This window comes from Acidovorax sp. YS12 (assembly GCA_021496925.1).
Classification (GTDB): domain Bacteria; phylum Pseudomonadota; class Gammaproteobacteria; order Burkholderiales; family Burkholderiaceae_C; genus Paenacidovorax.
On sequence record CP053915.1, the window covers coordinates 4,718,276 to 4,743,066 of the forward strand.

At 68.1% G+C, this 24,791-nt stretch carries 23 protein-coding genes, 1 tRNA gene and 1 pseudogene; 15 read left to right on the top strand and 10 right to left on the bottom strand.

Annotation, left to right across the window (positions count from 1 at the left end; genetic code table 11):
* Positions 1-40 precede the first annotated feature (40 nt).
* Both YS110_21105 and YS110_21110 read left to right on the top strand, forming a co-directional pair.
* Positions 41-1,831, top strand: coding sequence for an acyl-CoA dehydrogenase (locus tag YS110_21105; protein UJB67089.1), 1,791 nt, complete (start codon positions 41-43; stop codon positions 1,829-1,831).
* 110 nt (positions 1,832-1,941) lie between these two features.
* On the top strand, positions 1,942-2,898 hold the full coding sequence (locus YS110_21110; GenBank protein UJB67090.1) for a nitronate monooxygenase: 957 nt from the start codon (positions 1,942-1,944) through the stop codon (positions 2,896-2,898).
* Between the two features lie 96 nt (positions 2,899-2,994).
* Here YS110_21110 and YS110_21115 read toward each other — a convergent pair whose 3' ends face one another.
* Complete coding sequence (locus YS110_21115) at positions 2,995-3,768, bottom strand: helix-turn-helix transcriptional regulator (protein UJB67091.1); 774 nt, start codon at positions 3,766-3,768, stop codon at positions 2,995-2,997.
* Positions 3,769-3,873: 105 nt separating this feature from the next.
* On the opposite strand from YS110_21115, the gene YS110_21120 reads away from it, so the two are divergent.
* Positions 3,874-5,184 carry an MFS transporter gene (locus tag YS110_21120; GenBank protein ID UJB67092.1) on the top strand — a complete coding sequence of 437 codons (1,311 nt, stop codon included), beginning with the start codon at positions 3,874-3,876 and terminating at the stop codon, positions 5,182-5,184.
* On the opposite strand, the gene YS110_21125 is transcribed toward YS110_21120, so the two are convergent.
* The 6 genes from YS110_21125 to YS110_21150 all read right to left on the bottom strand — a co-directional run bounded on the left by YS110_21125 (position 5,105) and on the right by YS110_21150 (position 10,240).
* On the bottom strand, positions 5,105-5,935 hold the full coding sequence (locus YS110_21125) for a zinc-dependent peptidase (GenBank protein ID UJB67093.1): 831 nt from the start codon (positions 5,933-5,935) through the stop codon (positions 5,105-5,107). The two genes, YS110_21120 and YS110_21125, sit on opposite strands and share 80 nt — an antisense overlap.
* A 5-nt stretch (positions 5,936-5,940) precedes the next feature.
* Positions 5,941-6,720: a UDP-2,3-diacylglucosamine diphosphatase gene (locus tag YS110_21130; protein ID UJB67094.1), complete on the bottom strand. Its 780-nt coding sequence runs from the start codon at positions 6,718-6,720 to the stop codon at positions 5,941-5,943.
* Between the two features lie 15 nt (positions 6,721-6,735).
* Entirely contained in the window at positions 6,736-7,263 is a 528-nt protein-coding gene (locus YS110_21135; protein ID UJB67095.1) for a peptidyl-prolyl cis-trans isomerase, read from the bottom strand.
* Positions 7,264-7,281: 18 nt separating this feature from the next.
* A complete protein-coding gene (locus tag YS110_21140) occupies positions 7,282-7,863 on the bottom strand; it encodes a peptidyl-prolyl cis-trans isomerase (GenBank protein UJB67096.1) in 582 nt (193 codons plus the stop codon).
* A complete protein-coding gene (locus YS110_21145) occupies positions 7,860-9,089 on the bottom strand; it encodes a L,D-transpeptidase (protein ID UJB67549.1) in 1,230 nt (409 codons plus the stop codon). The genes YS110_21140 and YS110_21145 overlap by 4 nt, the downstream gene beginning before the upstream one ends.
* A gap of 77 nt (positions 9,090-9,166) precedes the next feature.
* On the bottom strand, positions 9,167-10,240 hold the full coding sequence (locus YS110_21150; GenBank protein ID UJB67097.1) for a tetratricopeptide repeat protein: 1,074 nt from the start codon (positions 10,238-10,240) through the stop codon (positions 9,167-9,169).
* Positions 10,241-10,405: 165 nt separating this feature from the next.
* Between YS110_21150 and YS110_21155 the strand changes: the two genes are divergently transcribed.
* From YS110_21155 to YS110_21180, 6 genes are all read left to right on the top strand, one after another.
* Complete coding sequence (locus tag YS110_21155) at positions 10,406-11,785, top strand: cysteine--tRNA ligase (GenBank protein UJB67098.1); 1,380 nt, start codon at positions 10,406-10,408, stop codon at positions 11,783-11,785.
* Positions 11,786-11,830: 45 nt separating this feature from the next.
* Positions 11,831-12,493: a DNA-3-methyladenine glycosylase 2 family protein gene (locus YS110_21160; GenBank protein UJB67099.1), complete on the top strand. Its 663-nt coding sequence runs from the start codon at positions 11,831-11,833 to the stop codon at positions 12,491-12,493.
* 73 nt (positions 12,494-12,566) lie between these two features.
* Positions 12,567-13,544, top strand: coding sequence for an acetyl-CoA carboxylase carboxyltransferase subunit alpha (locus tag YS110_21165; protein UJB67100.1), 978 nt, complete (start codon positions 12,567-12,569; stop codon positions 13,542-13,544).
* A gap of 109 nt (positions 13,545-13,653) precedes the next feature.
* Positions 13,654-14,622, top strand: coding sequence for a tRNA lysidine(34) synthetase TilS (gene tilS / locus YS110_21170; protein ID UJB67101.1), 969 nt, complete (start codon positions 13,654-13,656; stop codon positions 14,620-14,622).
* Positions 14,623-14,711: 89 nt separating this feature from the next.
* Positions 14,712-15,980, top strand: a complete 1,269-nt coding sequence (locus YS110_21175; protein ID UJB67102.1) for an aspartate kinase — start codon at positions 14,712-14,714, stop codon at positions 15,978-15,980.
* A gap of 35 nt (positions 15,981-16,015) precedes the next feature.
* Positions 16,016-16,108, top strand: a tRNA-Ser gene (locus tag YS110_21180).
* 353 nt (positions 16,109-16,461) lie between these two features.
* Here YS110_21180 and YS110_21185 read toward each other — a convergent pair.
* Positions 16,462-16,860: pseudogene (locus YS110_21185) on the bottom strand (IS5/IS1182 family transposase).
* Positions 16,861-17,030: 170 nt separating this feature from the next.
* A complete protein-coding gene (locus YS110_21190; protein ID UJB67550.1) occupies positions 17,031-17,633 on the bottom strand; it encodes an NAD(P)H-binding protein in 603 nt (200 codons plus the stop codon).
* Between YS110_21190 and YS110_21195 the strand changes: the two genes are divergently transcribed.
* The gene (locus tag YS110_21195; protein UJB67551.1) at positions 17,547-18,638 is read left to right on the top strand and encodes an IS5 family transposase; all 1,092 of its coding nucleotides are present in this window, start codon (positions 17,547-17,549) and stop codon (positions 18,636-18,638) included. The two genes, YS110_21190 and YS110_21195, sit on opposite strands and share 87 nt — an antisense overlap.
* 173 nt (positions 18,639-18,811) lie before the next feature.
* Here the strand turns inward: YS110_21195 and YS110_21200 are convergent, their stop codons facing one another.
* Positions 18,812-19,234, bottom strand: coding sequence for an RNA-binding S4 domain-containing protein (locus YS110_21200; protein UJB67103.1), 423 nt, complete (start codon positions 19,232-19,234; stop codon positions 18,812-18,814).
* Positions 19,235-19,279: 45 nt separating this feature from the next.
* Here YS110_21200 and YS110_21205 point away from each other — a divergent pair, with 45 nt between their 5' ends.
* The 5 genes from YS110_21205 (at position 19,280) to YS110_21225 (ending at position 24,788) form a co-directional block, all read left to right on the top strand.
* Positions 19,280-20,785, top strand: coding sequence for a sigma 54-interacting transcriptional regulator (locus YS110_21205; GenBank protein UJB67104.1), 1,506 nt, complete (start codon positions 19,280-19,282; stop codon positions 20,783-20,785).
* A gap of 151 nt (positions 20,786-20,936) precedes the next feature.
* Positions 20,937-22,121 (top strand): substrate-binding domain-containing protein, encoded by a 1,185-nt coding sequence (locus YS110_21210; protein ID UJB67105.1) that lies wholly within the window; start codon positions 20,937-20,939, stop codon positions 22,119-22,121.
* Between the two features lie 102 nt (positions 22,122-22,223).
* Entirely contained in the window at positions 22,224-23,000 is a 777-nt protein-coding gene (locus tag YS110_21215; GenBank protein ID UJB67106.1) for an ABC transporter ATP-binding protein, read from the top strand.
* On the top strand, positions 22,997-23,719 hold the full coding sequence (locus YS110_21220) for an ABC transporter ATP-binding protein (GenBank protein ID UJB67107.1): 723 nt from the start codon (positions 22,997-22,999) through the stop codon (positions 23,717-23,719). The genes YS110_21215 and YS110_21220 overlap by 4 nt, the downstream gene beginning before the upstream one ends.
* Before the next feature lie 85 nt (positions 23,720-23,804).
* The gene (locus YS110_21225) at positions 23,805-24,788 is read left to right on the top strand and encodes a branched-chain amino acid ABC transporter permease (GenBank protein UJB67108.1); all 984 of its coding nucleotides are present in this window, start codon (positions 23,805-23,807) and stop codon (positions 24,786-24,788) included.
* Positions 24,789-24,791: the final 3 nt, after the last annotated feature.

The following is a 24,791-nucleotide window of genomic DNA, read 5'->3' on the forward strand; positions in this document are numbered from 1 at the left end:
TTTTTTCATCCCCCTGATTCGTCCCTGATTTGGAGAACCCATGAGTTACACCGCCCCCGTCAAAGACATGCTCTTCGCCATCGAGCACCTGGCCCGCATCGACCAGGTGGCCCAGATCCCCGGTTTCGAGGACGCCGGCCTGGAAACCGCCGCCGCCGTGCTGGAGGAGTGCGCCAAGTTCAATGAAGGCGTGGTGGCTCCGCTCAACGTCGAGGGCGACAGGAACCCCTCGGCCTGGAAGGACGGCCAGGTCACCACCACCCCCGGCTTCAAGCAAGCCTACCGCCAGTTCGCCGAAGGCGGCTGGCAGGGCCTGCAGCACCCGGCCGACTTCGGCGGCCAGGGCCTGCCCAAGACCATCGGCGCGGCGTGCGGCGAGATGATCAACAGTGCCAACCTGAGCTTCGCGCTGTGCCCGCTGCTCACCGACGGCGCCATCGAGGCGCTGCTCACCGCCGGCAGCGACGCGCTCAAGGCCACCTACCTGGAGAAGCTGATCTCCGGCGAGTGGACCGGCACCATGAACCTGACCGAGCCCCAGGCCGGCTCCGACCTGTCGCTGGTGCGCACCAAGGCCGATCCGCAGCCCGATGGCACGTACAGGATCTTCGGCACCAAGATCTTCATCACCTACGGCGAGCACGACATGGCGGACAACATCGTCCACCTGGTGTTGGCGCGCGTGGCCGGCGCGCCCGAGGGCGTGAAGGGCATCAGCCTGTTCGTCTGCCCCAAATTCATGGTGCATGCCGACGGCAGCCTGGGCGCGCGCAACGACGTGCACTGCGTCTCCATCGAGCACAAGCTGGGCATCAAGGCCTCGCCCACGGCGGTGCTGCAGTTCGGCGACCATGGCGGCGCCATCGGCTACCTGGTGGGCGAGGAAAACCGCGGCCTCGAATACATGTTCATCATGATGAACGCCGCGCGCTACGGCGTGGGCGTGCAGGGCATTGCCGTGGCCGAGCGCGCCTACCAGCAGGCCGTGCAGTACGCGCGCGACCGCGTGCAAAGCCGCCCCGTCGATGGCAGCGTGGCCGGTGCCGCGGCCATCATCCACCACCCCGACGTGCGCCGCATGCTCATGACCATGCGCGCCTGCACCGAAGGCTGCCGCGCCATGGCCAGCGTGGCCGCCGCCGCGTACGACGCGGCCCACCACCACCCCGATGCCCAGGTGCGCCAGGACAACGCCGCCTTCTACGAATTCATGGTGCCGCTGGTCAAGGGCTACAGCACCGAGATGAGCCAGGAAGTCACCAGCCTGGGCGTGCAAGTGCACGGCGGCATGGGCTTCATCGAGGAAACCGGCGCGGCCCAGCACTACCGCGATTCCAAGATCCTGACCATCTACGAAGGCACGACTGCCATCCAGGCCAACGACCTGGTGGGCCGCAAGACCAGCCGCGACGGCGGCCAGATGGCCAAGGCCATCGCCGCGCAGATCGAGAAGACCGAAGGCGAACTCGCCGCCAGCGGCACCGCCGCCGCCCAGGCCGTGGCCCAGCGCCTGGCGGCCGCACGCGCCGCCTTCCTGGAGGCGGTGGACTTCGTCGCGGGCAACACCAAGGCCCAGCCCAACGCCGTGTTTGCCGGCAGCGTGCCCTACCTCATGCTGGCGGGCAACCTGGTGGCCGGCTGGCAGATGGGCCGCGCGCTGCTGGTGGCCCAGGCCAAGGCGGCCGCGGGCGAAGACCTGGCCTTCATGCAGGCCAAGGTGGCCACGGCGCGCTTCTACGCCGAGCACATCCTCGTGAAGGCCTCGGGCCTGCGCGACGCCATCGTGCACGGCGGCGAGAGCGCCTGCGCGCTGCCGCTCGAGGCGTTCTGATTGGCGTTTTGACAGGCGTTTTTTGCCAAGCGCTATGTAAATAAGAGCTGCTGGCGCTTGCCTGGCAAGCGCTGCAGCCCTTTTTGACCATTATTCCCGGAGACAAGACCATGGCCCTGCCGCCCGTTCTGCAAAAGCCCACGCTGCCCGTCATCGGCTCGCCGCTGTTCATCATCAGCAACCCCCAGCTCGTCATCGCGCAGTGCCAGGCCGGCATCGTCGGCGCCATGCCCGCGCTGAACGCGCGCCCGGCCGAGCAGCTCGACGACTGGCTGGCCGAGATCACCGAAACGCTCGCCGCCTGGGACAAGGCGCACCCCGAATCGCCCGCGGCGCCGTTCGCCATCAACCAGATCGTGCACAAGAGCAACGACCGCCTGGAGCACGACATGCAGGTGTGCGCCAAGTACAAGGTGCCCATCGTCATCACCAGCCTGGGCGCGCGCGAGGACGTGAACCAGGCCGTGCACGGCTGGGGCGGCGTGGTGCTGCACGACGTCATCAACAACAAGTTCGCGCACAAGGCCGTGGAAAAGGGCGCCGATGGCCTGATCGCCGTGGCTGCCGGCGCGGGCGGCCACGCGGGCGTGAAGAGCCCGTTCGCGCTCATCCAGGAGATCCGCCAGTGGTTCGACGGCCCGCTGGCCCTGTCCGGCGCCATCGCCTCGGGCAACGCCATCCTGGCGGCGCAGGCCATGGGGGCGGACTTCGCCTACATCGGCTCGGCCTTCATTGCCACGCACGAGGCGCGCGCCAGCGACGCCTACAAGCAGGCCATCGTCGATGGCAGTTCTGACGACGTGGTCTACAGCAACCTGTTCACCGGCGTGCACGGCAACTACCTGGCCCCGTCGATCCGCGCCGCCGGGCTGGACCCGGAGAACCTGCCCGAGTCCGACCCGAGCAAGATGAACTTCGGCGGCAGCGCCGCCGCCAAGGCCTGGAAGGACATCTGGGGCTGCGGCCAGGGCATTGGCGCCGTGGACGCAGTCACCAGCACGGCCGACCTGGTGGCGCGCCTGCGCCGCGAGTACCAGGCCGCGCGCGAGCGCCTGGCGCTGCGCTGATTGCTTCATCTTTCATAGCGGCTGGCGCAAGCGGGGCTTGCGCCAGCCGCTTTTTTATGCGCGATCCACCCCGGGCGCCCACGGCTGCGCTTGGGTTTAGCGCTGCACGCTGGAGGGCGGGGCGCCGAAATGCCGCCGGAACATGGCGGCGAACGCGCTCTGGCTGGCATAGCCGCACTCGAAGGCCACGTCGATGATGCGCGCGCCTTCGGCGAGGCGGCGCAGCGCGAACAGCAGCCGTGCCTGCTCGCGCCACTGGGCGAAGCCCATGCCGGTCTCTTGCAGGAACAGCCGGTGCACGGTCTTGCTGGCGACCCCCAGCCGTGCCGCCCATTGGGCCGCCGTGGCGGTGTCGGCAGGGTGGTCCAGCAGGGCCTCGCAGATGCGGCGCACCCGTGCGTCCTGGGGAACGGGCAGATGCAGGGGCAGCGTCTCCGCCGTGCGCAGCTCATCGAGCAGCAGCCCCATCAGCCGTGCGTCCCGGCCGTCCTCGGCATGGTCGCGCGGCACCTGGACGGCGGCCACCAGCAGCTCGCGCAGCAGCGGAGAGACGTTGATGACGCAGCTGTGCTCCGGCAGGGCATCGATCCGTGCCGTGTCGATGAAGGCCGTGCGCATCTGCACGTCGCCAGACATCCGCACCGCGTGCCGCACCCCAGGGGCCAGCCACAGGGCGCGGTTGGGCGGCACCACCCAGAAGCCGGCGGCCGAATCGACCCGCATGACGCCTTCGATGGCATAGAGCAGTTGGCCGCGCGGATGCGAGTGCCAGCCGGTGGAGGCGCCAGCGGGCCAGTTGGCCTCCATGGCGACCATGGGGCGCTCGGTGTCGTGGAAGTCCAGGTGCCTGCGGGCGAGCGGGGCGTTCATGTCTCTTACTCTACAGAAATTGTCTTTCGGGCGAGAGACAGACTTTCTCTGACCCCCTACGCTCTGCCCCATGCCCGCGCCGTTGCGGGTGTTGTTTCTTCCGCCATGACCACCACAGCCACTTCCACGGGCGCCCAGCCGCCCGCCGCTTCTCTCCACCACGGCGCCGGGCCCCAGCAGCCGCAGGGCTTCGTGGCCCGGATCGTCGGCGCGGCCGCGCTGGCGCACCTGCTCAATGACCTGATCCAGGCCGTGCTCCCCGCGGTCTATCCGATGCTGAAGACGCAATTCGCCCTGAGCTTCGCGCAGATCGGCTGGATTGCGCTGGTCTACCAGGTCACGGCCTCGCTGCTGCAGCCATGGGTGGGCCTGTTCACCGACAAGCACCCCAAGCCTTACCTGCTGCCCGCCGGCATGGTGGTCACGCTGGCGGGCGTGGGCCTGCTGGCCTTTGCCGGCAGCTATGCCATGCTGCTGCTGGCGGCGGCCGTGGTGGGGGTGGGATCGGCCACCTTTCACCCGGAAGCGTCGCGGGTGGCCCGCATGGCGTCGGGCGGGCGTTTCGGGACGGCCCAGTCGGCTTTCCAGGTGGGGGGCAACACGGGGTCGGCCATCGGCCCGCTGCTGGCTGCCGCCGTCGTGGTCCCGCATGGGCAGCAGGCCATCGCCTGGTTCATGCTGGCGGCGGTGCTGGCCATCGGGGTGCTGCTGCGGGTCACGGGCTGGACGCTGCGCCACGGCCAGGCCCAGGCCAGCCGCCTGGCGCAAAGCCATGCCGGCGGCCTGGGGCGCGGCGACATCGCGCGCGCGATGGTGGTCATCGCGCTGCTGATGTTCGCCAAGTTTGTCTACATCGCGGCCTTCACCAACTACTTCACGTTCTATCTGATCGAGCGCTTTGGCCTCGGGGTGCAGGAAAGCCAGGTCTACCTTTTCATCTTCCTGGCGGCGGTGGCGCTGGGCACGTTCGCCGGCGGCCCGGTGGGCGACCGCATCGGCCGCAAGGCCGTCATCTGGGTCTCGTTCCTCGGTGTGGCGCCGTTTGCCCTGGCGCTGCCGCATGCCAACCTTTTCTGGACGGCCGTGCTGGCCATTGCCGTGGGACTGGTCATGTCGTCCGCGTTCGCCGCCCTGGTGGTCTATGCGCAGGAGGCCGTGCCGGGGCGTGTGGGCCTGGTGTCGGGCGTCATGTTCGGCCTGATGTTCGGCATTGCCGGCATGGGGGCCGCCGGGCTGGGGCTGCTGGCCGACCGCCACGGCATCGTCTGGGTCTACCAGGTGTGTGCGTACCTGCCGCTGCTGGGCGTGGTGACGGCGTTCCTGCCCAACACCCGGCTCATGCTGCCTGGCGCCGGAAGAACCCGTCCAGCAGCGGCAGCAGCGCCGGAAACTCCTGCGCGAAGCGCGGGCGGTTGACGAAGTAGGCCTCGCAGGCCACGGCGAAGAACTCGGCGGGCGCGGTGGCGCCGTAGGCGTCGAGCCAGGGGCGCTCGCCGCCGAAGCGCTCGGCGATGATCACGCGCTCGCGGAAGTGCGCGTAGGCCGGCGCCCAGGCGCCGTGCCAGGCGGCGCGGGCCGCCCGGGCGCTGGTGCTGCCCATGAAGCCGGCGGGCAGCGGCGGGTAGCCGTCGGCCGGGCCGTTGCGCATGTCCATCTTGTGCACGAATTCATGCACCACCACGTTGGCGCCGTGGCTGGCGTTGCGCGCCGCGTCCTGCACGGCCTGCCAGCTCAGCATGACCGGGCCGCGCTCCATGGCCTCGCCCAGCAGCACCTCGTGGTAGTGGTGCACCACGCCGGCTTCGTCGGTGGCGGTGCGGCGCGCCAGGGCATCGCCCGGGTGCACCACGATGCCCACGAAGTCGTCGTACCAGGCCAGCGCGGCGCGCGGCTCGCCCAGGTGCAGCAGCGGCAGGCAGGCCTGGGCGGCAATGGCCACGGCCATGGCGTCGGTCACTTCCAGGCCGTGCGCGCCGGTGAATTCCTTGCGCTGCAGGAACAGTGCCGCCAGCGCGCGCAGCTTGGCCTGCTCGGGCAGCGCCAGCGCGGCCAGGAAGGGGTACTGGCCCAGGGTGTGCAGCCACAGCGGGGCAGAGATGTCGGGCACGGGCGCCACGGTGGCGCGCAGCCGGTTCCAGGCGCGCTGGAGCAGGGGGAAGGCAGGCATCGCTGCTACCTGGGGGCGAGGGGCAGGCGTTCCAAGCCCTCGGCCGTCAGGCGCAGCACTTCGGCGCGCGGGGGCGTGGCGTCCAGGTCCCAGTCGCTGAGCACGTGGCGCAGCAGGCCGGGGGCCAGCACATGCGTGGCCGGGCGGTGCGTGTGGCCGTGGATCAGCGCCCGCGCGTTGGCGGCCTGCAGCCACGCCAGGGCGGCGGGGTGGTCCACGTCGGCGTACCAGGCGCTGGAGTGCTTGCGCGCTTCGCTCTGCGCGCGCATGCCGCGCGCCTGGGCGCGCCGCTGCGCCAGCGGCACGGCCAAGAAGGACTGCTGCCACGCCGGGCTGCGCGCCAGGACGCGAAAGCGCTGGTACTCCGCGTCGTCCAGGCACAGCGCGTCGCCGTGCGACAGCAGCCAGCGCTGGCCGGCGAAGGCCAGCACCGTGGGGTCGGGCAGCAGCGCGGCGCCGCTGGCGCGGGCGAAGCCCTCGCCGATGAGGAAGTCGCGGTTGCCGTGCAGAAAGTACAGCGCGTGCTGGCGTGCGGCCTGGGCCAGCAGGGCGCAGCAGCGCGACTCGAAGCTGCCGGGGTCGGCCAGCGCGTCGTCGCCCACCCAGACCTCGAACAGGTCGCCCAGCAGGAAAATGGCGTCGGCGTGCGTGCGGGCCAGGTAGCCGGCCAGGGCCTGCACGGTGGCCTCATGGCCGGGGTCCAGGTGCAGGTCGGACAAGAAATCGACCGTGCGCCACGCCGGGGCTGCGGTCAGCTCCTCGGCGCGGGGCACGGTCGGCGGCATGCGGGCAGGGGCGTTTTACAGGGCCACGGCTTTGTCGATCACCACGGGGTCGAAGGGCACGTCGTCATGGAAGCCCTTGCGCGTGGTGCGCACTTTCTTGATGGCGTCCACCACGTCCTGGCCCTTGACCACCTTGCCGAACACGGCATAGCCCCAGCCCTGGCCCGAGGGGGCCGTGTGATTCAGGAAACCGTTGTCCACGACGTTCAGGAAGAACTGGGCGGTGGCGCTGTGCGGGTCGTTGGTGCGCGCCATGGCGATGGTGTAGACCTCGTTCTTCAGGCCGTTGGCGGCTTCGTTCTCGATCGGGTCGTCGGTGGGCTTTTGCTTCATGTCGGCGGTGAAGCCGCCGCCCTGCACCATGAAGTTCTTGATGACGCGGTGGAACACGGTGCCGTCGTAGAACCCCTTGTTCACGTAGTTCAGGAAGTTGGCCGTGGTCTTGGGCGCGTTGGCCGCGTCCAGCTCCAGCGTGATGACGCCGGGGGTGGCGGTTTCCGCGACGTGGATGGTGACGTGCAGTTCGACTTGCGGGTTGCTCATGGTGCGGTGTCCTTTCGGTTATTTGACCAGCGTTGCGGATTGGATGGTGACGGGCGTCGTGGGCACGTTCTGGTGGCCGCCCTTGTTGCCCGTGGCCACGGCCTTGATCTTGTCCACCACCTCGGTGCCGCTCACCACCTTGCCGAACACGGCGTAGCCGTGGCCGTCGGGGCTGGGGGCGTTGAGCATGGCGTTGTTCTTGACGTTGATGAAGAACTGCGCGGTGGCCGAGTCGGGAACGCCGGTGCGTGCCATGGCGATGGTGTAGGTGTCGTTCTTCAGGCCGTTTTTCGCCTCCAGCGGGATGGGCGCGCGCGTGGGCTTTTGCACCATGTCGGCGGTGAAGCCGCCGCCCTGGATCATGAAGCCGTCGATGACGCGGTGGAACACCGTGCCGTCGTAGTGCTTGTCCTTCACGTATTGCAGGAAGTTCTCCACCGTCTTGGGCGCCTTGGCCGGGTCGAGCTGCACCACGATGTCGCCCATGCTGGTGGCCAGTTTGACCTTGGGTGCTTCCTCGGCCCGTACGGATGCTACGAAAAAAGTAGCTGCCAGCGCAATGCTGGCAAGGGCCAGGGCCGAATTTCTACGGGAAATCATCCGATCACTCCTTCAAAAAAGATCTTCCAGGCGCCGCCGCCTTGGCGGAGCCAGTACTGGCGCTTGACGGGGCCGGTGCGTGCGCCCTCGGCCACCTCGCCGAAGGTCACCACCATGGTGTCGGCGCTGTCGCTCCAGCGCAGGTAGGACAGGTCCTTGAGCGCGAAGTTGCGTCCCTGGAGCTTGTGCACTTCGCGCTGCAGCACCGGCGTCCAGTCGGCCAGGCTCTTGTCGTAGCTGGCGAAATCACTGGCGTAGAAGGCCAGCAGGCGCTGAATGTCGCCGCTGCGCTTGGCCTGCTGCCAGGCCTGCAGCTGGCTGGTGAAGGCCTGGCGCTCGGTCTGCAGGCTCTGCGGCGCCACCCACTGCAGCTGGCGCGCGATGACCACGGGGGTGCTGCGCACTTCCACCGTGCGCAGCAGGCGCGCCAGGTCGGTGTTGGCCATGGCTACGCAGCCGTCCGTGGCCTGGGGCGCGCGCGCGAACTGCTCGGGCGGCGTGCCGTGTACCCAGATGCCGCTGCCGGTCTTGCCGCGGCGCAGGTCGTAGGGGTTGGGGTAGTTCAGCGTCAGCGCGCCCGCGCCGTAGAAGTCCTTGAGCGACTTGGGGTCGAGGTTGCTGCCGATGAAGTACACGCCCAGCGGGGTGCGCATGTCGCCCTCGGCGGCCTTTTCCACCCCCTGCTTGCCGACCGAGACGTAGTAGTCCGCCACCAGTTGCGGGCCGTGGTGGCCGTTCTCGAACAGGTACAGGCGCGCGCGCGAGGTGTCCACGGCAATGGCGTGGCGCGCGCTGGGCGCCAGGGCCAGGAACTGCGCCGGCACGGTGCCTGGCGGGGGGCGTTCGCGCAATGCCTGCAGGCGCAGCTGGGCCTCCTGCTGCAGCTCGTTCAGCGCGGGGGCGCTGGCTTCGGGCCGGCCCGGAACGGCCTTGCCGGGCCGCACCTGCGTGGCCAGCAGGTCCCCGTAGAGCAGTTGGGCCAGCTGGAACTGGGGGTAGTCGCGCACCAGGCGCTCGGTGTGGGCCAGGGCCTCGCGCCGGCGCCCCTGGCCCACGAGGCGGTAGGCCTCGATCAGCCGGTTCTCGGCCTGCCCGTCGCGCGCCGGGGCTGCGGGCTGGCGCGCTGCGGGGGCGGCCTTGCGCGCGGAGGCAGGGGCGGCGGCCGTGGGCAGGCTGGCGCATGCCAGCGCCGTGATCAGGAGGAAAGAGGAGAGTCGTCGTCCCATGCACACCTGCAGGCTCAGGGCCTGCTGCAAAAAAAACGGCGCGCCCGGGCGGGCGCGCGGCATGTCGGGGCCATCGCTCAGGCGCCCGTGGATTCCTTGACGATGAGCCAGCGTTCGCCGGACTTCACGAGGTGCAGCGTCTTGCGGCTGGAGACCGAGAGCGCGTCGGCCTTGTAGTCCTGGCGGAAGCGCGCCTCCGCCTTGTTGCCGTCCACCTTGATGCTCAGGTTGCTGAGCTTCACGCTGATGCTGGACTTGCCCACGATGCGGTCGCGGCGCTGCTTTTCCCAGTCCTTGCGCGAGAGCTTGCCGGGGGCGTCGAAGTCCTTGCCGTAGGCGCCCAGGTAGGCCGCCATGTCCTTGGCCGCCCAGGCGTGCGCCCAGGCGTTGACGGCTGCCTCGACGTCCTTTTCGGCGGGGTTGGGTGCCGCCGCGGGGGCCGGGGCTGGCGCGGGCGCGACGGGCTCCGCTGCGGGCGCGGGCTTGGCTGTGGGCTCCGGGGCCTTGGTGGGCGCGGGCGCAGAGGCGGACGGCGCAGCGGGTGTGGCGGCTGGAGCGGGGGACGGCACTGCGGGCGTCGCCGTGGGGGCAGCCACAGGCGCGGGCTTGGCACCCTTGGTGGCGGCCTGCGCAGGCGTGAACATGTCGCGGATCAGTCCCAGCTTCGGCGCCACGGCGGCGTTGCCGCTGTCGAGCTGCAGGGCCTTGCTGTAGGCTTGGCCGGCCAGGCGGGCGTACACGTCGCCCAGGTTCTCGTGCGCCGTGGCGTAGCTGGGGTTGGTGCGGATGGCCATCTCCAGCGCCGTGCGCGCCTTGTCGTACTGGTTCTGCCCGGCGTAGAGCACGGCCAGGTTGTTGTACGGCTCGGGCAGCTCGGGATAGTCCTCGGTCAGGCGGGTGAAGGTCTGGATGGCGTCGCCGGTCTTGCCCGACTCGGTCTGGATCACGCCCTTGAGGAAGCGCATCTGCGGATCGCGCGGCTTGGTGGCCAGGTACTGCTCGGCCTTGGTCAGCGCGTCGGCCAGCTTGCCATTGCGCACCAGCTGGCTGACGTCGGTGTAGTCGTCGGCACGCGCGGGTAGGGCGGCGGCGAGTGCGGCGGCCAGCGCCAGCAGGCGCAGGGCATGGCTCAGGGTCGGGCGTGAGGGCATGGGAGGGCTTTCGGTGGGCGAGGCGCCCGCCGCAGGGCGGGGGGCTTATACTGCGGCGGATTGTAGCGGAGGGGTCTTTCCCTCATTGGCGCTTTGTTACCAATGGTAAACCCGGGCTTCCGCGGCCTGCCGTGCCCCCCGCGTCTCCCCACCCCAAGACATCCCATGAGTTTGCGTATCTACAACACGCTGTCGCGTGCATTGGAGCCGTTTTCGCCGCTGGAGCCTGGCCACGTGCGCATGTATGTGTGCGGCATGACGGTGTACGACCTGTGCCATGTGGGCCATGCGCGCTCCATGGTCGCCTTCGATGTGGTGCAGCGCTGGCTGCGCGCCAGCGGCCTGGCCGTGACCTTCGTGCGCAACATCACCGACATCGACGACAAGATCATCCGCCGCGCCGTGGAGAACGGCGAGACCATCGGCGCGCTGACCCAGCGCATGATCGACGAGATGTACCGTGACGCCGACGCCCTGGGCGTGGAGCGCCCGACGCACGACCCGCGCGCCACCGACTACGTACCGCAGATGCTGGACATCGTGCGCCAGCTCGAAGGCAAGGGCCTGGCCTACCGCACGGCCTCGGGCGACGTGAACTTCGCCGTGCGCAAGTTCCCCGGCTACGGCAAGCTCAGCGGCAAGACGCTGGACGAACTGCAGGCCGGCGAGCGCGTGGCGGTGCAGGACGGCAAACAGGACCCGCTCGACTTCGTGCTCTGGAAGGCCGCCAAGGACGGCGAGCCGCCGGAGGCGAAATGGGACAGCGGCTACGGCCAGGGGCGCCCGGGCTGGCACATCGAGTGCTCGGCCATGTGCGGCGCGCTGCTGGGCCAGACCTTCGACATCCACGGCGGCGGCGCCGACCTGCAGTTCCCGCACCACGAGAACGAGATCGCCCAGAGCGAGGGCGCCAGCGGCCAGCCGCTGGCGCGCTTCTGGATGCACAACGGCTTCATCAACATCGACAACGAGAAGATGTCCAAGAGCCTGGGCAACTTCTTCACCATCCGCGACGTGCTGGGCCAGTTCGACGCGGAGACCATCCGCTTCTTCGTCGTGCGCTCGCACTACCGCAGCCCGCTGAACTACAGCGACGCGCACCTGCAGGACGCGCGTGGCGGGCTCAAGCGGCTGTACACCGCGCTCTCCGTGGTGGCACCTGCCGAGGTGGCCGCCATCGACTGGGCCAGCCCCTACGCCGCGCGCTTCAAGGCCGCCATGGACGAGGACTTCGGCACGCCCGAGGCCGTGGCCGTGCTGTTCGATCTGGCGGGCGAGGTCAACCGCACGCGCAGCGCCGCGCTGGCCGGCCTGCTCAAGGCGCTGGGCGGCTGCCTGGGTCTGCTGCAGGGCGATGCCCAGGCCTTCCTGCAGGCGGGTGCGGGGCTGGATGAAGCGGCCATCGCCGCGCAGATTGCCGCGCGCGCCGCCGCCAAGGCGGCCAAGAACTTCGCCGAGGCCGACCGCATCCGCGCCGAACTGCTGGCCCAGGGCATCGTGCTCAAGGACGCGCCCACGGGCACGACCTGGGAAGCCGCGCAGTGATGGATGGCGTCATGGTTTTAGGCATAAAAATGGCCTTGAAGGCTTATGGGGCAAGCGGTGGCAGCTACTAAAAGCATAGTCGTTGACCCGGCCGCGCCCGGCTACTGGGCCGAGGCCTGCAAGCACCTGGTGAAGAAGGACCGGGTGATGAAGCGCCTGATTCCGCAGTTCGCCGACGCCGCGCTGCAGACGCGCGGCGATGCCTTCGGCACGCTGGCGCGCAGCATCGTCGGCCAGCAGATCTCGGTCAAGGCGGCGCAGACCGTGTGGGACCGCTTCGCCCTGCTGCCCGTCAGCATGGAGCCCGAGGCCGTGCTCAAGCTCAAGGTGGACGACATGCGCGCCGCCGGCCTGTCAGCGCGCAAGGTGGACTACCTGGTGGACCTGGCGCTGCACTTCGCCAACGGCAAGCTGCACGTGCAGGATTGGCAGGGCATGGACGACGAGGCCATCATCGCCGAGCTGGTGGCCATCCGTGGCGTGGGGCGCTGGACGGCGGAGATGTTCCTGATCTTCCACCTCATGCGCCCGAACGTGCTGCCGCTGGACGACGTGGGGCTCATCAACGGCATCAGCCGCCTGTACTTCTCGGGCGACCCGGTCAGCCGCAGCGACGCGCGAGAGGTGGCCGCCGCCTGGAAACCGTGGAGCACCGTGGCGACTTGGTATATTTGGCGCTCGCTCGACCCGCTGCCCGTCGTCTATTGAACGGGCTGCGCGCGCAGCAAACGGCGGCACCCGGCCCCGCGCCCGCCAGCGTGCCGCCCAAGGAGAAAACATCTTGGCGAAAAAGACCTTTCTGGATTTCGAGCAGCCCATCGCGGAGCTGGAATCCAAAATCGAAGAACTGCGCTACGTGCAGACCGAAAGCGCGGTCGATATCTCGGAAGAGATCGACCAGCTCAGCAAGAAGAGCCAGCAGCTCACCAAGGACATCTACAGTGACCTGTCGCCCTGGCAGATCACGAAGATCGCGCGCCACCCCGAGCGGCCCTACACGCTCGACTACGTGCGCGACATCTTCACCGACTTCATCGAGCTGCACGGCGACCGCCACTACGCGGACGACCAGTCCATCGTGGGGGGGCTGGCGCGCTTCAACGGCCATGCGTGCATGGTCTTGGGGCACCAGCGCGGTCGCGACACCAAGGAACGCATGCTGCGCAACTACGGCATGTGCAAGCCCGAGGGCTATCGTAAGGCGCTGCGCCTGATGAAGACGGCCGAGAAGTTCAAGCTGCCCGTGTTCACTTTCGTTGACACCATGGGCGCCTACCCCGGCATCGACGCCGAGGAGCGCGGCCAGTCCGAGGCCATCGGCCGCAACATCTACGAGATGGCGCAGCTCGAAGTACCCATCATCACCACCGTCATCGGCGAGGGCGGCTCCGGTGGCGCGCTGGCCATCGCCGTGGCCGACCAAATGCTCATGCTGCAGTACGCCATGTACTCCGTCATCAGCCCCGAGGGCTGCGCCTCGATCCTGTGGAAAACCAGCGAGCGCGCGCAGGACGCGGCCGAGGCGCTGGGCATCACGGCGCACCGCCTGAAGGCGCTGGGCCTGGTGGACAAGATCGTCAACGAGCCCGTGGGCGGGGCGCACCGCGACCCCAAGCAAATGGCTTCCTTCCTCAAGCGCGCCCTGGGCGATGCCTTCCGCCAGCTTGCCGACCTCAAACCCAAGGAGCTGCAGGACCGCCGCTACGAGCGCCTGCAAAGCTACGGCCGCTTCACCGACACCAAGGCCGACAACCGCTGACTGCCACCGGGGCCGCACCGGCCTATGCAACGGCTCCCCTTGGGGAGCCGTTGGCGTTCGTGGCGCCCGGATAATCGGCCGCCATGTGGATTGCGAAACCTTGTTGCCCATGACGCAGGCGTTCGACGAAGCGCTGCGCTGCTTTTCCCCTGCGCTGCCGCTGGCCGTGGGCTTGAGCGGCGGCGCCGACTCCACCGCGCTGCTGCTGGCCTGCGCCGCGCGCTGGCCGGGCCGGGTGCGGGCCATCCACGTGCACCATGGCCTGCAGGCGGCTGCCGATGGTTTCGAGCGCCACTGCATCGCCTTGTGCGCGCGCCTGCAGGTGCCGCTGCAGGTGCGGCGCGTGGACGCGCGCCACGCCCCCGGGCAAAGCCCGGAAGAGGCCGCGCGCCACGCACGCTACCAGGCTTTTGAGGCTGCAGTCCAGGACAGGCAAGCGCCAGATGCTATTCAATCAATAGCACTGGCACAGCATGCCGACGACCAGGTCGAAACCCTGCTGCTGGCGCTCTCGCGCGGCGCCGGCGTGGCCGGGCTGGCCGCCATGCCCATGCACTGGGAACGGGCCGGGCTGCAGTGGCACCGCCCCTTGCTGCGCGTGCCGGGCGCGGCCGTGCGCGACTGGCTGCGCGCGCGCGGCGAGACCTGGGTCGAAGACCCCAGCAACCAGGATGAGCGCTATACGCGCAACCGCATCCGTGCGCGGCTGCTGCCGGCGCTGCAGGCCACCTTTCCCCAGTTCCGCGACACCTTCGCGCGCAGCAGCCAGCATGCGGCCCAGGCCGACGCGCTGCTGCAGGAGATCGCGCGGCAGGATCTGGCCGAGGTGGGCGTGCCGCCCGCCATCGGCGCGCTGCGCGCGCTGGGTACGGCGCGCCAGGCCAACGTGCTGCGCCACTGGCTGCGCCAGGCGCACCAGACCACGCCCGGCACGGCACAACTGCACGCGCTGCAGCGCCAGCTGGCTGCCTGCGCCACGCGCGGCCACCGCATCGAGCTCAAGGTGGGGCGCGGCTTCGTGGTGCGCCAGGGCGAGCGGCTGGCGTTCGTCGAGGCGCTGGCCGCGCCGCCGCCGTAAGCGGCGGCGCCATGGGGCTCTCGGTATAATTTCAGGTTGCCTGCGGCGGCGCCGCAGCGCGTATCCCTCATCATCCTCAAATATCTCAGATGGCACTGTTCGTTCATAAATACGGCGGTACGTCGATGGGCTCCACGGAGCGCATTCGCAACGTCGCCAAGCGCGTCGCCAAATGGGCTCGGGCGGGCCACCAGATGGTGGTGGTGCCCAGCGCCATGAGTGGCGAGACCAATCGCCTGCTTGGACTGGCCAAGGAACTCGCGCCCTCGCGCGCCTCCTCCGCCTACCACCGTGAACTCGACATGCTGGCCGCCACGGGCGAGCAGGCGTCGTCGGCGCTGCTGGCCATCGCGCTGCAGTCCGAAGGCCAGCCGGCCGTGAGCTACACCGGCTGGCAGGTGCCGATCCGCACCGACAGCGGCTACACCAAGGCGCGCATCGAGTCGATCGACGACAAGCGCGTGCGCGCCGACCTGGACGCCGGCAAGGTGGTCATCATCACCGGCTTCCAGGGCATCGACGAGGGCGGCCACATCACCACGCTGGGCCGCGGCGGCTCCGACACCTCGGCCGTGGCTGTGGCGGCCGCCATGAAGGCCGATGAATGCCTGATCTACACCGATGTCGATGGCGTCTACACCACCGACCCGCGCGTGGTGCCGCAGGCGCGCCGCCTCAAGACGGTGAGCTTCGAGGAAATGCTCGAAATGGCCAGCCTGGGCAGCAAGGTGCTGCAGATCCGCTCGGTGGAGTTTGCCGGCAAGTACAAGGTGCCCATGCGCGTGCTCTCCAGCTTCACGGCCTGGGACATCGACATCAACGAAGAAGCCGCCTCCGGCACCTTGATCACCTTTGAGGAAGACGAAAAAATGGAACAAGCCGTCGTTTCCGGCATTGCATTCAACCGCGATGAAGCCAAGATTTCCGTGCTCGGCGTGCCGGACAAGCCGGGCATCGCCTACCAGATCCTCGGCCCCGTGGCCGAGGCCAACATCGAAGTCGATGTGATCATCCAGAACATGAGCAAGGATGGCCGCACCGATTTCAGCTTCACCGTCAACCACAACGACTACGCGCGCACACTGGACCTGCTCAAGGAAAAAGTGGTGCCGGCGCTGGGTGCCCAGGAGGTGGTGGGCGACACCAACATCTGCAAGGTCAGCATCGTCGGCATCGGCATGCGCAGCCACGTGGGCGTGGCGTCCAAGATGTTCCGCGTGCTGAGCGAAGAGGGCATCAACATCCAGATGATCTCCACGTCGGAGATCAAGACCTCCGTCGTCATCGACGAGAAGTACCTGGAGCTGGCCGTGCGTGCACTGCACAAGGCTTTCGATCTGGACCAGCCCGTGGCGTAAACGGGGCGTGATTTAAGGCATAATAGAGAGATTGCGGAAACGTGACCGAGTGGCCGAAGGTGCTCCCCTGCTAAGGGAGTATGGGGTGTAGAGCCTCATCGAGGGTTCGAATCCCTCCGTTTCCGCCAGAACTTTAAAAACCCACTCCAAAAGAGTGGGTTTTTTTATGCCCGCCCCGGGCATCGACCCGTTATAAAACAACGTGATACGCTTCATTTCATGGTGTTTTATACAGTGTTTTATCAGCCGGCAACCAACCAGCATCCAACCTCAATTCAATGTTTTTTGGCCTACGTGATGGCCTGCAGAAATTGAGCGATGCCGAAGCGAATCCTTGAAATGACGGCGCTGGAGGCCTCCAGGCTGCGCGTTGAAGGCTCGCCCGCTGTGGGCGGGGTCAGCGGGTTGTACCTGCGGATTGAAGGCGGGTCAGCGTTTGCAGGTTCGCCAGCGCCAGTACGGTGGCCTCGCTGGCCTGGCCGATCTTGCGCTGCACTTCGCGCAGCACGATGCCCAGGATCGTGCGCTGGCGTTTGACCACCCGGCGCAGCCGCTTGAACTGCTTGGCGTGGGCATAGCCGCCAGCCTTGCGCCGCAGGGTCTTGCCTTCCTTGGCGAAGGTCTGCTTGAGCGCGATGCCCGAGCGCTTGGCTGCGGCCACCACCTTGTGGCGGGCGATCTCCAGCAGGCGTGAGTCGACCGGGTGGGCAATAGCCTTCTCCTGCACCGTGGTGTCCACGATCACGCGCTCGAACTCGGCTGGTTTGATGACTTTGGACGCCACGGCCGTGTCGATGGTGGCCTTGAGCAACTCCTCGACCCCGGCTTCACCGATGGCACGCCTGAAGCGTCCGATCTGGGTGGCGTCGCAGGGCAGACGCAGCTCATCCGGGCCAGCGGCTGGTGAAAGAGGTCGGCGCCCTCGGGCTGGGGCATGGGCAAACTCCCGGAAATCGAATCGTGGTGTGTCGATTCTGGGGGGATCACTGCCCAGCGGTACCAGCGCAAACCCAGCGTTCATGCGGGGCAGCAGGGTTTTCCAGGGCCGACTCAGTAGCCGACGGTGAAACGCTGCCGGATGTGGGTGGGCGTTTCGATCTCGTCCACGAGCGCTACGGCAAAGTCTTCAAAAGAAATGCTGCTTCCATTTTCATTGGTGAGAAGTTGGTCTTTGCCAAGGCGGAATTCTCCGGTCCGTTTACCTTCGAAAAATAAGGCCGAGGGCGATAGGAACGTCCATTCCAGTGTATTTTCAGCCTTTAATTTATTCAAAAATACTTGACCGGCACTGGATTCCGGTTTGACGGCTTCGGGAAAATTCGGAGTATCGATCAGCAATACGCCAGGCGCTACTTCAAGGCTACCCGCACCACCAACTACGTAATAGCGCTTGACACCAGACTCTTTGACTGCACCAATAAGCGTATCAGGGTTGCTTTTTGAGAAAAACACTGAGCTGATGACAGCGTCATGATTTTTTAGGGTCTGAGCGAGGGCATCAGGGAACCTCTCAAAACCCAACCGCTCTCTTCCTGACCCGAGAAGCCTGACCCGCCCCTTGCCATGATCACACCCCGCAGCGCGCTGAAGTTTGACCTGTTCGCCGAGGCCTCGCGCCAGCACAAGAGGGACGAGGTGGGCGATCCGCTGCAGGTGATCGCGCGGCACATCGACTTCGGAGCCCTGGCCGGGCTGGTGGATGCCTTGATCGAGCGTGGCGATGGCCGCCGGGGTGGCCGGCCGGCCTATCCCACCGAGGTGATGGTGCGCATCCTGGTCTTGAAGCGGCTGTACAACCTGTCCGATGAGCAGATGGAGTACCAGTTGCTGGATCGGGCGAGCTACCAGCGCTTTTGCCTGCTGCAGGATGCGATGAACGTGCCGGACCGCAACACGATCTGGCGCTTCGGCGAGCGGCTGGGCGTGGATGGGGCCACGGTGCTGTTCCAGGGAGTGGATGCGCAACTGCACCGCCATGGCTACATGGCCCGGGGCGGACAAGCCATCGATGCGACGCTGGTGCCCGCGCCGCGCCAGCGCCTGGACAGGCCGGAGCGCGAGGCCCTGGCCGAAGGCAGAACGCCCGATTGGAGCGAGGCCGAGCGCCGGCAAAGGGATGTGGATGCCACGCACACGAAGAAGCACGGCAAGAGCTACTTCGGCTACAAGCTCAGCGTGAGCGTGGACCTCAAGCACGGCTTCATCCGCCGCATCGCCACGGGCACGGCCAGCGAGCACGACGGACACCACTTCGACGAGGTGCTGGACATGCACAACACCGGGCGGGCAGTGCATGCGGACAAGGCCTACCCGAGCCGCCAAAGGCGCCAGATGCTGAAAGTGCTGGGATTCGTGGATGCGATGCAGCGCAGGGCCCAGCCGGGCCAGCCCCTGAGCGAGTGCCAGAAGCGGCGCAACCAGCGCATTGCCAGCAAGCGTGCCCGGGTCGAACATGCGTTTGCCGGCATCCGGCACATGGGCGGCAAGTTCGTGCGCACGATCGGGCAGGCGCGCGCCACGGTGGCGATGACGATGATGGCTGCCTGCTACAACATGAAGCGCCTGGCGTCGTTCCTGCATCGGGGAGTGGATGCGTTCTTCAAGCCCCAACCCGGCACCTGCAAGGCACAGGTGCGTCCGCACACAGCGAAAGCCTGAGCCATCGGGGCTGCAAGGCCCCTCAATGCACGAGGTGCAGACCGCCGTAAGGCCTCATCGCGCATTCAAAACGGCTGGCGTCCAATCGTGCCTATTCGGATCCGTCAATCATGGGGTTGTGAGAGGTTCCCGAATGGATCGTGACTGTCCGCGCCGCACTCGCAGCGGGGCGTTCAATCGTCGATCGAAGCGCTCCAGCGGCTGTCCCAGTCGCGCTGCACGCGCTCGATGTCACGCCGGTCGCGCTTGGTGGGGCGGCCGTCGTGCAGGCTGGCGGCGGGCTCGGGTGCCAGGCGGCGCTGTTCCGCTGCTTGCGCGCGTGCAGCCAGGCTCTCCGGGGTCTCGGCGTAAAGCTGCTGGGCCACGGGGGCGGGGCCGCGCATGGCGCTGAGCGCCTGCACCACCACCGTGCGGGCGATGGGGCCCTGGCGCAGCGCCACCGTATCGCCCACGCGCAGCTCGCGCGCGGCCTTGGCGTTGGCGCCATTGACGGTGACGCGGCCCTTGCCGATCTCTTCCACGGCCAGGCTGCGGGTCTTGTAAAAGCGGGCGCACCAGAGCCACTTGTCCAGGCGCATCGATTCCGGTGGCGTCATGGGCGCGATTGTGCCTTGGCCCGGGCCGGGCGCTACCATCGCGCCATGTCCCAGCCCACCGACGATGCGCCGGCGCTGCCCCTGGATGCCGACGGCATCCTGGCGCTCGCGGCGCGCTCCATGTTCCAGCTTTTTTCCAGCGTCAGCCAGGGCATGTTTCTAGTGGACCGGGCGGGCCGCATCGTCTGGGTCAACGAGGGCTACCGCCGCTTCCTGCCCGATCTGGGGCTTGGTTCGGTGGAGCAGTTCGTCGGCCGCATGGTGGAGGAGGTGATTCCCAACACCCAGATGCGGCGCGTGCTTGAAACCGGCCAGCCGGTGCTGATCGACCTGCTGACCAACCGCGCAGGCACCTTCGTGGTCAGCCGCATTCCGCTGCGCGACGAGGCCCAGCAGGTCATCGGCGCCATCGGCATCGTGCTGTTCGACCATCCCGAAACCACCTTGCAGCCCCTGATCAGCAAGTTCGCGCTGCTGCAGCGCGAACTGGACGATGCGCGCCGCGAGCTGGCCGTGCAGCGCGGGCGCTCGCGCCTGGAGCAGGTGGGCGGTGGCGGGCGCCGCGCCAAATACACCTTCGCCAGCTTCGTGGGCAGCAGCGCGGCGGCGGTGGAGGTCAAGCGCCAGGCGCGCCGGGCCGCGCAGTCGCTGAGCCCGGTGCTGCTGCTGGGCGAAACCGGCACCGGCAAGGAGCTGCTGGCGCACGCCATCCACGCGGCATCGAGCCGGGCCAGCGGCCCGTTCGTCAGCGTCAACATCGCCGCCATTCCCGATACGCTGCTGGAGGCCGAGTTCTTCGGCGTGGCCCCGGGCGCGTACACGGGCGCCGACCGGCGCGGGCGCGACGGCAAGTTCAAGCTGGCCGACGGCGGCACGCTGTTCCTCGATGAAATCGGCGACATGCCGCCGCACCTGCAGGCCAAGCTGCTGCGCGCGCTGCAGGAGGGCGAGATCGAGCCGCTGGGCTCGAACCAATTGGTGCCGTTCGACGTGCGCGTGGTGGCGGCCACCTCGCGCGACCTGCCGGCGCTGGTGCGCGAGGGGCGCTTCCGCGAAGACCTGTTCTACCGCCTGCATGTGCTGCCCATCCGCGTGCCGCCGCTGCGCGAGCGGCGCGGCGACATCCCGGCGCTGGTCGAGGTGCTGGGCGAAGACCTGGCGCTGCGCAACGGCACGGCGCCGCCCGAGCTGCTGCCCGACGCGCTGGCGCTGCTGGTGGCGCAGAGCTGGCGCGGCAACATCCGCGAGCTGCGCAACCTGCTGGAGCAGGCGGTGATGCGCAGCGACACCCTGGCCATCGACGGCGCGCAGCTCACGCAGCTGCTGCGCGAGTCGGGCGTGGAGCTGGCGCCGCCCGCGCCGGACGGGGCGCCGCCGGGCATGGACGACGCGGCCCGCCTGCTGCGCCCGCTGGCCGTGCAGGTGGCCGAGCTGGAACGCCGCGCCATCTCCGCGGCCCTGGCGGCCCACGCGGGCAACAAGCAGGCGACCGCGCGGCAACTCGGCATTTCGCGCGCCACCTTGTACGCGCGCATGGAAAACCCTGAATGATTTTCAGGCATGCGCCTGTTTTAAAGACATTGTTTGTGTCTGAAAAACAGGCATTCCGGCCCGGGTGGCTGCCGGCACCCGGGGTGCGCGAGGGCCGCCAGGCCTGGCACGGACCATGCTGATGCCAGGCCACCACACAAGGAGACAAGTCATGCAGCGTCGCACCCTGGTCGCATGGGCCGCCCTGGCCGCTTCTTTGAGCAGCCCGGCGTTCAGCCAATCCGGCGAGATCCGCATCGCCCACGTCTACAGCAAGACCGGCCCGCTCGAAGCCTACGGCAAGCAGACCCAGAACGGCCTGCTGATGGGCCTGGAGTACGCCACCGGCGGCACCATGGCCATCAACGGCAGGAAGATCGTGCTGATCGAGAAGGACGACCAGGGCAAGCCCGACCTGGGCAAGAGCCTGCTGGCCACGGCGTATTCCGACGACAAGGCCGACATCGCCGTCGGCCCGACCTCCTCGGGCGTGGCGCTGGCGCTGCTGCCGGTGGCCGAGGAGTACAAGAAGATCCTGCTGGTGGAGCCCGCCGTGGCCGACGCCATCACCGGCGAGAAGTGGAACAAGTACATCTTCCGCACCGGCCGCAACAGCAGCCAGGACGCCATTGCCAACGCCGTGGCCATCGACAAGCCGGGCGTGACCATCGCCACGCTGGCGCAGGACTACGCCTTCGGCCGCGACGGCGTGAAGGCCTTCAAGGACGCCATCAGGCAAGCCAAACTGGTGCACGAGGAATACCTGCCCACCAACACCACCGACTTCACCGCCGGCGCGCAGCGCCTGATCGACAAGCTCAAGGACCAGCCCGGGCGCAAGGTCATCTTCATCATCTGGGCCGGGGCGGGCAACCCGTTCAAGATCGCCGACCTCGACCTCAAGCGCTACGGCATCGAGATCGCCTCGGGCGGCAACATCCTGCCCGCCATGGCGGCCTACAAGAACCTGCCCGGCATGGAGGGCGCCACCTACTACTACTTCGGCATTCCGAAGAACCCGGTGAACGAGGCCATGGTGTCGGCGCACTACAAGCAGTTCAAGGCGCCGCCGGACTTCTTCACGGCCGGCGGCTTCAGCGCCGCCATGGCGCTGGTCACGGCGCTCAAGGCCACCAACGGCGAGACGAACACCAACAAGCTCATCCGGACCATGGAGGGCATGCGCTTCGACACGCCCAAGGGCCCGATGACCTTCCGCAAGGAAGACCACCAGGCGCTGCAGAGCATGTACCACTTCAAGATCAAGAACGACCCGGCCTTCGCCTGGGGCGTGCCGGAGCTGGTGCGCGAGATCAAGCCCGAAGAGATGAACGTGCCCATCCGCAACCAGCGCTGACCGCCGGGTCGCCGGGTACTTCGTTTTCGATAGCTGCCAGCGCTTGATGGGCAAGCGTTTGGGCCGTTTTTTACCTGAATTTTCGCGGAGCCTCGACACCGGATGCTGGCGACCCACGACTTGACCATCCGCTTCGGCGGCCACGTGGCGGTGAACGCCGTGACCTGCGCGTTCGCGCCCGGCACGCTCACCGCCATCGTCGGCCCCAACGGCGCGGGCAAGACCACCTATTTCAACCTGATCTCGGGCCAGCTCAAGGCCACGGGCGGCACGGTGTCGCTGGGCGGGCGCGATCTGACGGGGCTGGCGCCGTCGGCGCGCACGCGCGCCGGGCTGGGCCGCGCGTTCCAGCTCACCAACCTGTTTCCCGGCCTGAGCGTGCTGGAGAACGTGCGGCTGGCCGTGCAGGCCACGCGGGAGGGGCGCCACCGCCGCGGCTTCAACCTGTGGAGCGTCTGGAGCGACCACCAGCGCCTGACCGCGCGCGCCGAGGAGATCCTGTGCGCCGTGGCCCTGCAGGCCCGGCGCGACGCGCTGGTGGCCAGCCTGCCGCACGGCGACCAGCGCAAGCTCGAAGTGGCGCTGCTGATGGCGCTGGAGCCGCAGGTCTACATGTTCGACGAACCCACGGCCGGCATGAGCCACGACGAGGCACCCGTGATCCTCAACCTGATCCGCGCGCTCAAGCAGGACCAGACCAAGACCATCCTGCTGGTGGAGCACAAGATGGACGTGGTGCGCGAGCTGGCCGACCGCATCATCGTGCTGACCAATGGCACGCTGGTGGCCGACGGCGCGCCCGCCGAGGTCATCGCCTCGCCCGTGGTGCAGGAGGCCTACCTGGGCATCACCCAGGAATCCAGCAAGGAGGCCGCATGAGCCACTTGCTGGAACTGCGCGGCGTGCACACCCACATCGGCGCGTACCACATCCTGCACGGCGTCGATCTGGCCATTCCCCGGGGCCAGCTCACCATGCTGCTGGGCCGCAACGGCGCGGGCAAGACCACCACGCTGCGCACCATCATGGGCCTGTGGCGGGCCTCCAGGGGCACGGTCCACTTCGGGGGACGGGACATCACGGCCCTCGACACCCCTGCCATCGCGGGCCTGAACATCGCCTACGTGCCCGAGAACATGGGCATCTTCGCCGACCTCACCGTGAAGGAAAACATGCTGCTGGCCGCGCGCAAGGCGCGCAACGCGGGCCAGATGGACACGGCGCGGCTGGAATGGATCTTCAAGCTCTTCCCGGCCGTGGAGACATTCTGGAACCACCCCGCCGGCAAGCTCAGCGGCGGGCAGAAGCAGATGGTGGCCGTGGCGCGCGCCATCATCGAGCCGCGCGACCTGCTCATCGTGGACGAACCGAGCAAGGGCCTGGCGCCCGCCATCGTCAACAACATGATCGAGGCCTTCGGCCAGCTCAAGCAAAGCGGCGTGACCATCCTGCTGGTCGAGCAGAACCTGCACTTCGCCAAGCGCCTGGGCGACAGCGTGGCGGTGATGGACAACGGCCGCGTGGTGCACGCAGGCCGCATGGCCGACCTGGCGCAAGACGCGGCATTGCAGCAGTCGCTGCTGGGGCTGGCGCTGTGAAGAATTTCAAGCCTTTTTGCCCTCCAGCCCTTGCTGGACAAGCGCTGGCAGCTATCAAAAAAGTAGTCCCCGGAGGGCCCCGCGCATGAACGCCCGCGACTTCGACTGGAAGCCCCTGGCCCTGGTGCCGCTGCTGGCGCTGGCCACGCTGCCGCTGGTTGGCTCGCCCAGCACCTGGCTCACGCTCACCGTGGCGGGCCTGGCCATGGGCATGATCATCTTCATCATCGCCTCGGGCCTCACGCTGGTGTTCGGCCTGATGGACGTGCTCAACTTCGGCCACGGCGTGTTCATCGCCTTGGGCGCCTTCGTGGCCACCAGCGTGCTCGGCGCCATGGGCGACTACACGCAAAGCGCCGAGCTGTGGCGCAACCTGCTGGCCGTGCTGCCCGCCATGGTGGTGGCCATGCTGGTGGCGGGCGCCATCGGCCTGGCGTTCGAGCGCTTCATCGTGCGGCCCGTGTACGGCCAGCACTTGAAGCAGATCCTCATCACCATGGGCGGCATGATCATCGGCGAAGAGCTGATCAAGGTCATCTGGGGCCCTGCGCAGATCCCGCTGCCGCTGCCCGAGGGCATGCGCGGCGCGCTGCTGGTGGGCGATGCGGCCATCGAAAAGTACCGGCTGATCGCCATGGCGGTCGGCCTGGTGGTCTTCGGCCTGCTGGCCTGGACGCTGTCGCGCACCAAGGTGGGCCTGCTCATCCGCGCCGGCGTGCAGGACCGCGAGATGGTCGAGAGCCTGGGCTACCGCATCCGCCGCCTGTTCGTGGGCGTGTTCATGGTGGGCTCGGCCCTGGCGGGCCTGGGCGGCGTGATGTGGGGGCTGTACCAGCAAAGCGTGATCCCGCAGATGGGCGCGCAGGTCAACGTGCTGATCTTCATCGTCATCATCATCGGCGGCCTGGGCAGCACGGGCGGCGCGCTCATCGGCGCGCTGCTGGTGGGGCTGATGGCCAACTACACGGGCTTCCTGGTGCCGAAGGTGGCGCTGTTCTCCAACATCGCGCTCATGGTCGCCATCCTGCTGTGGCGGCCCCAGGGCGTGTACCCCGTCGCCAACCGCTGAGGC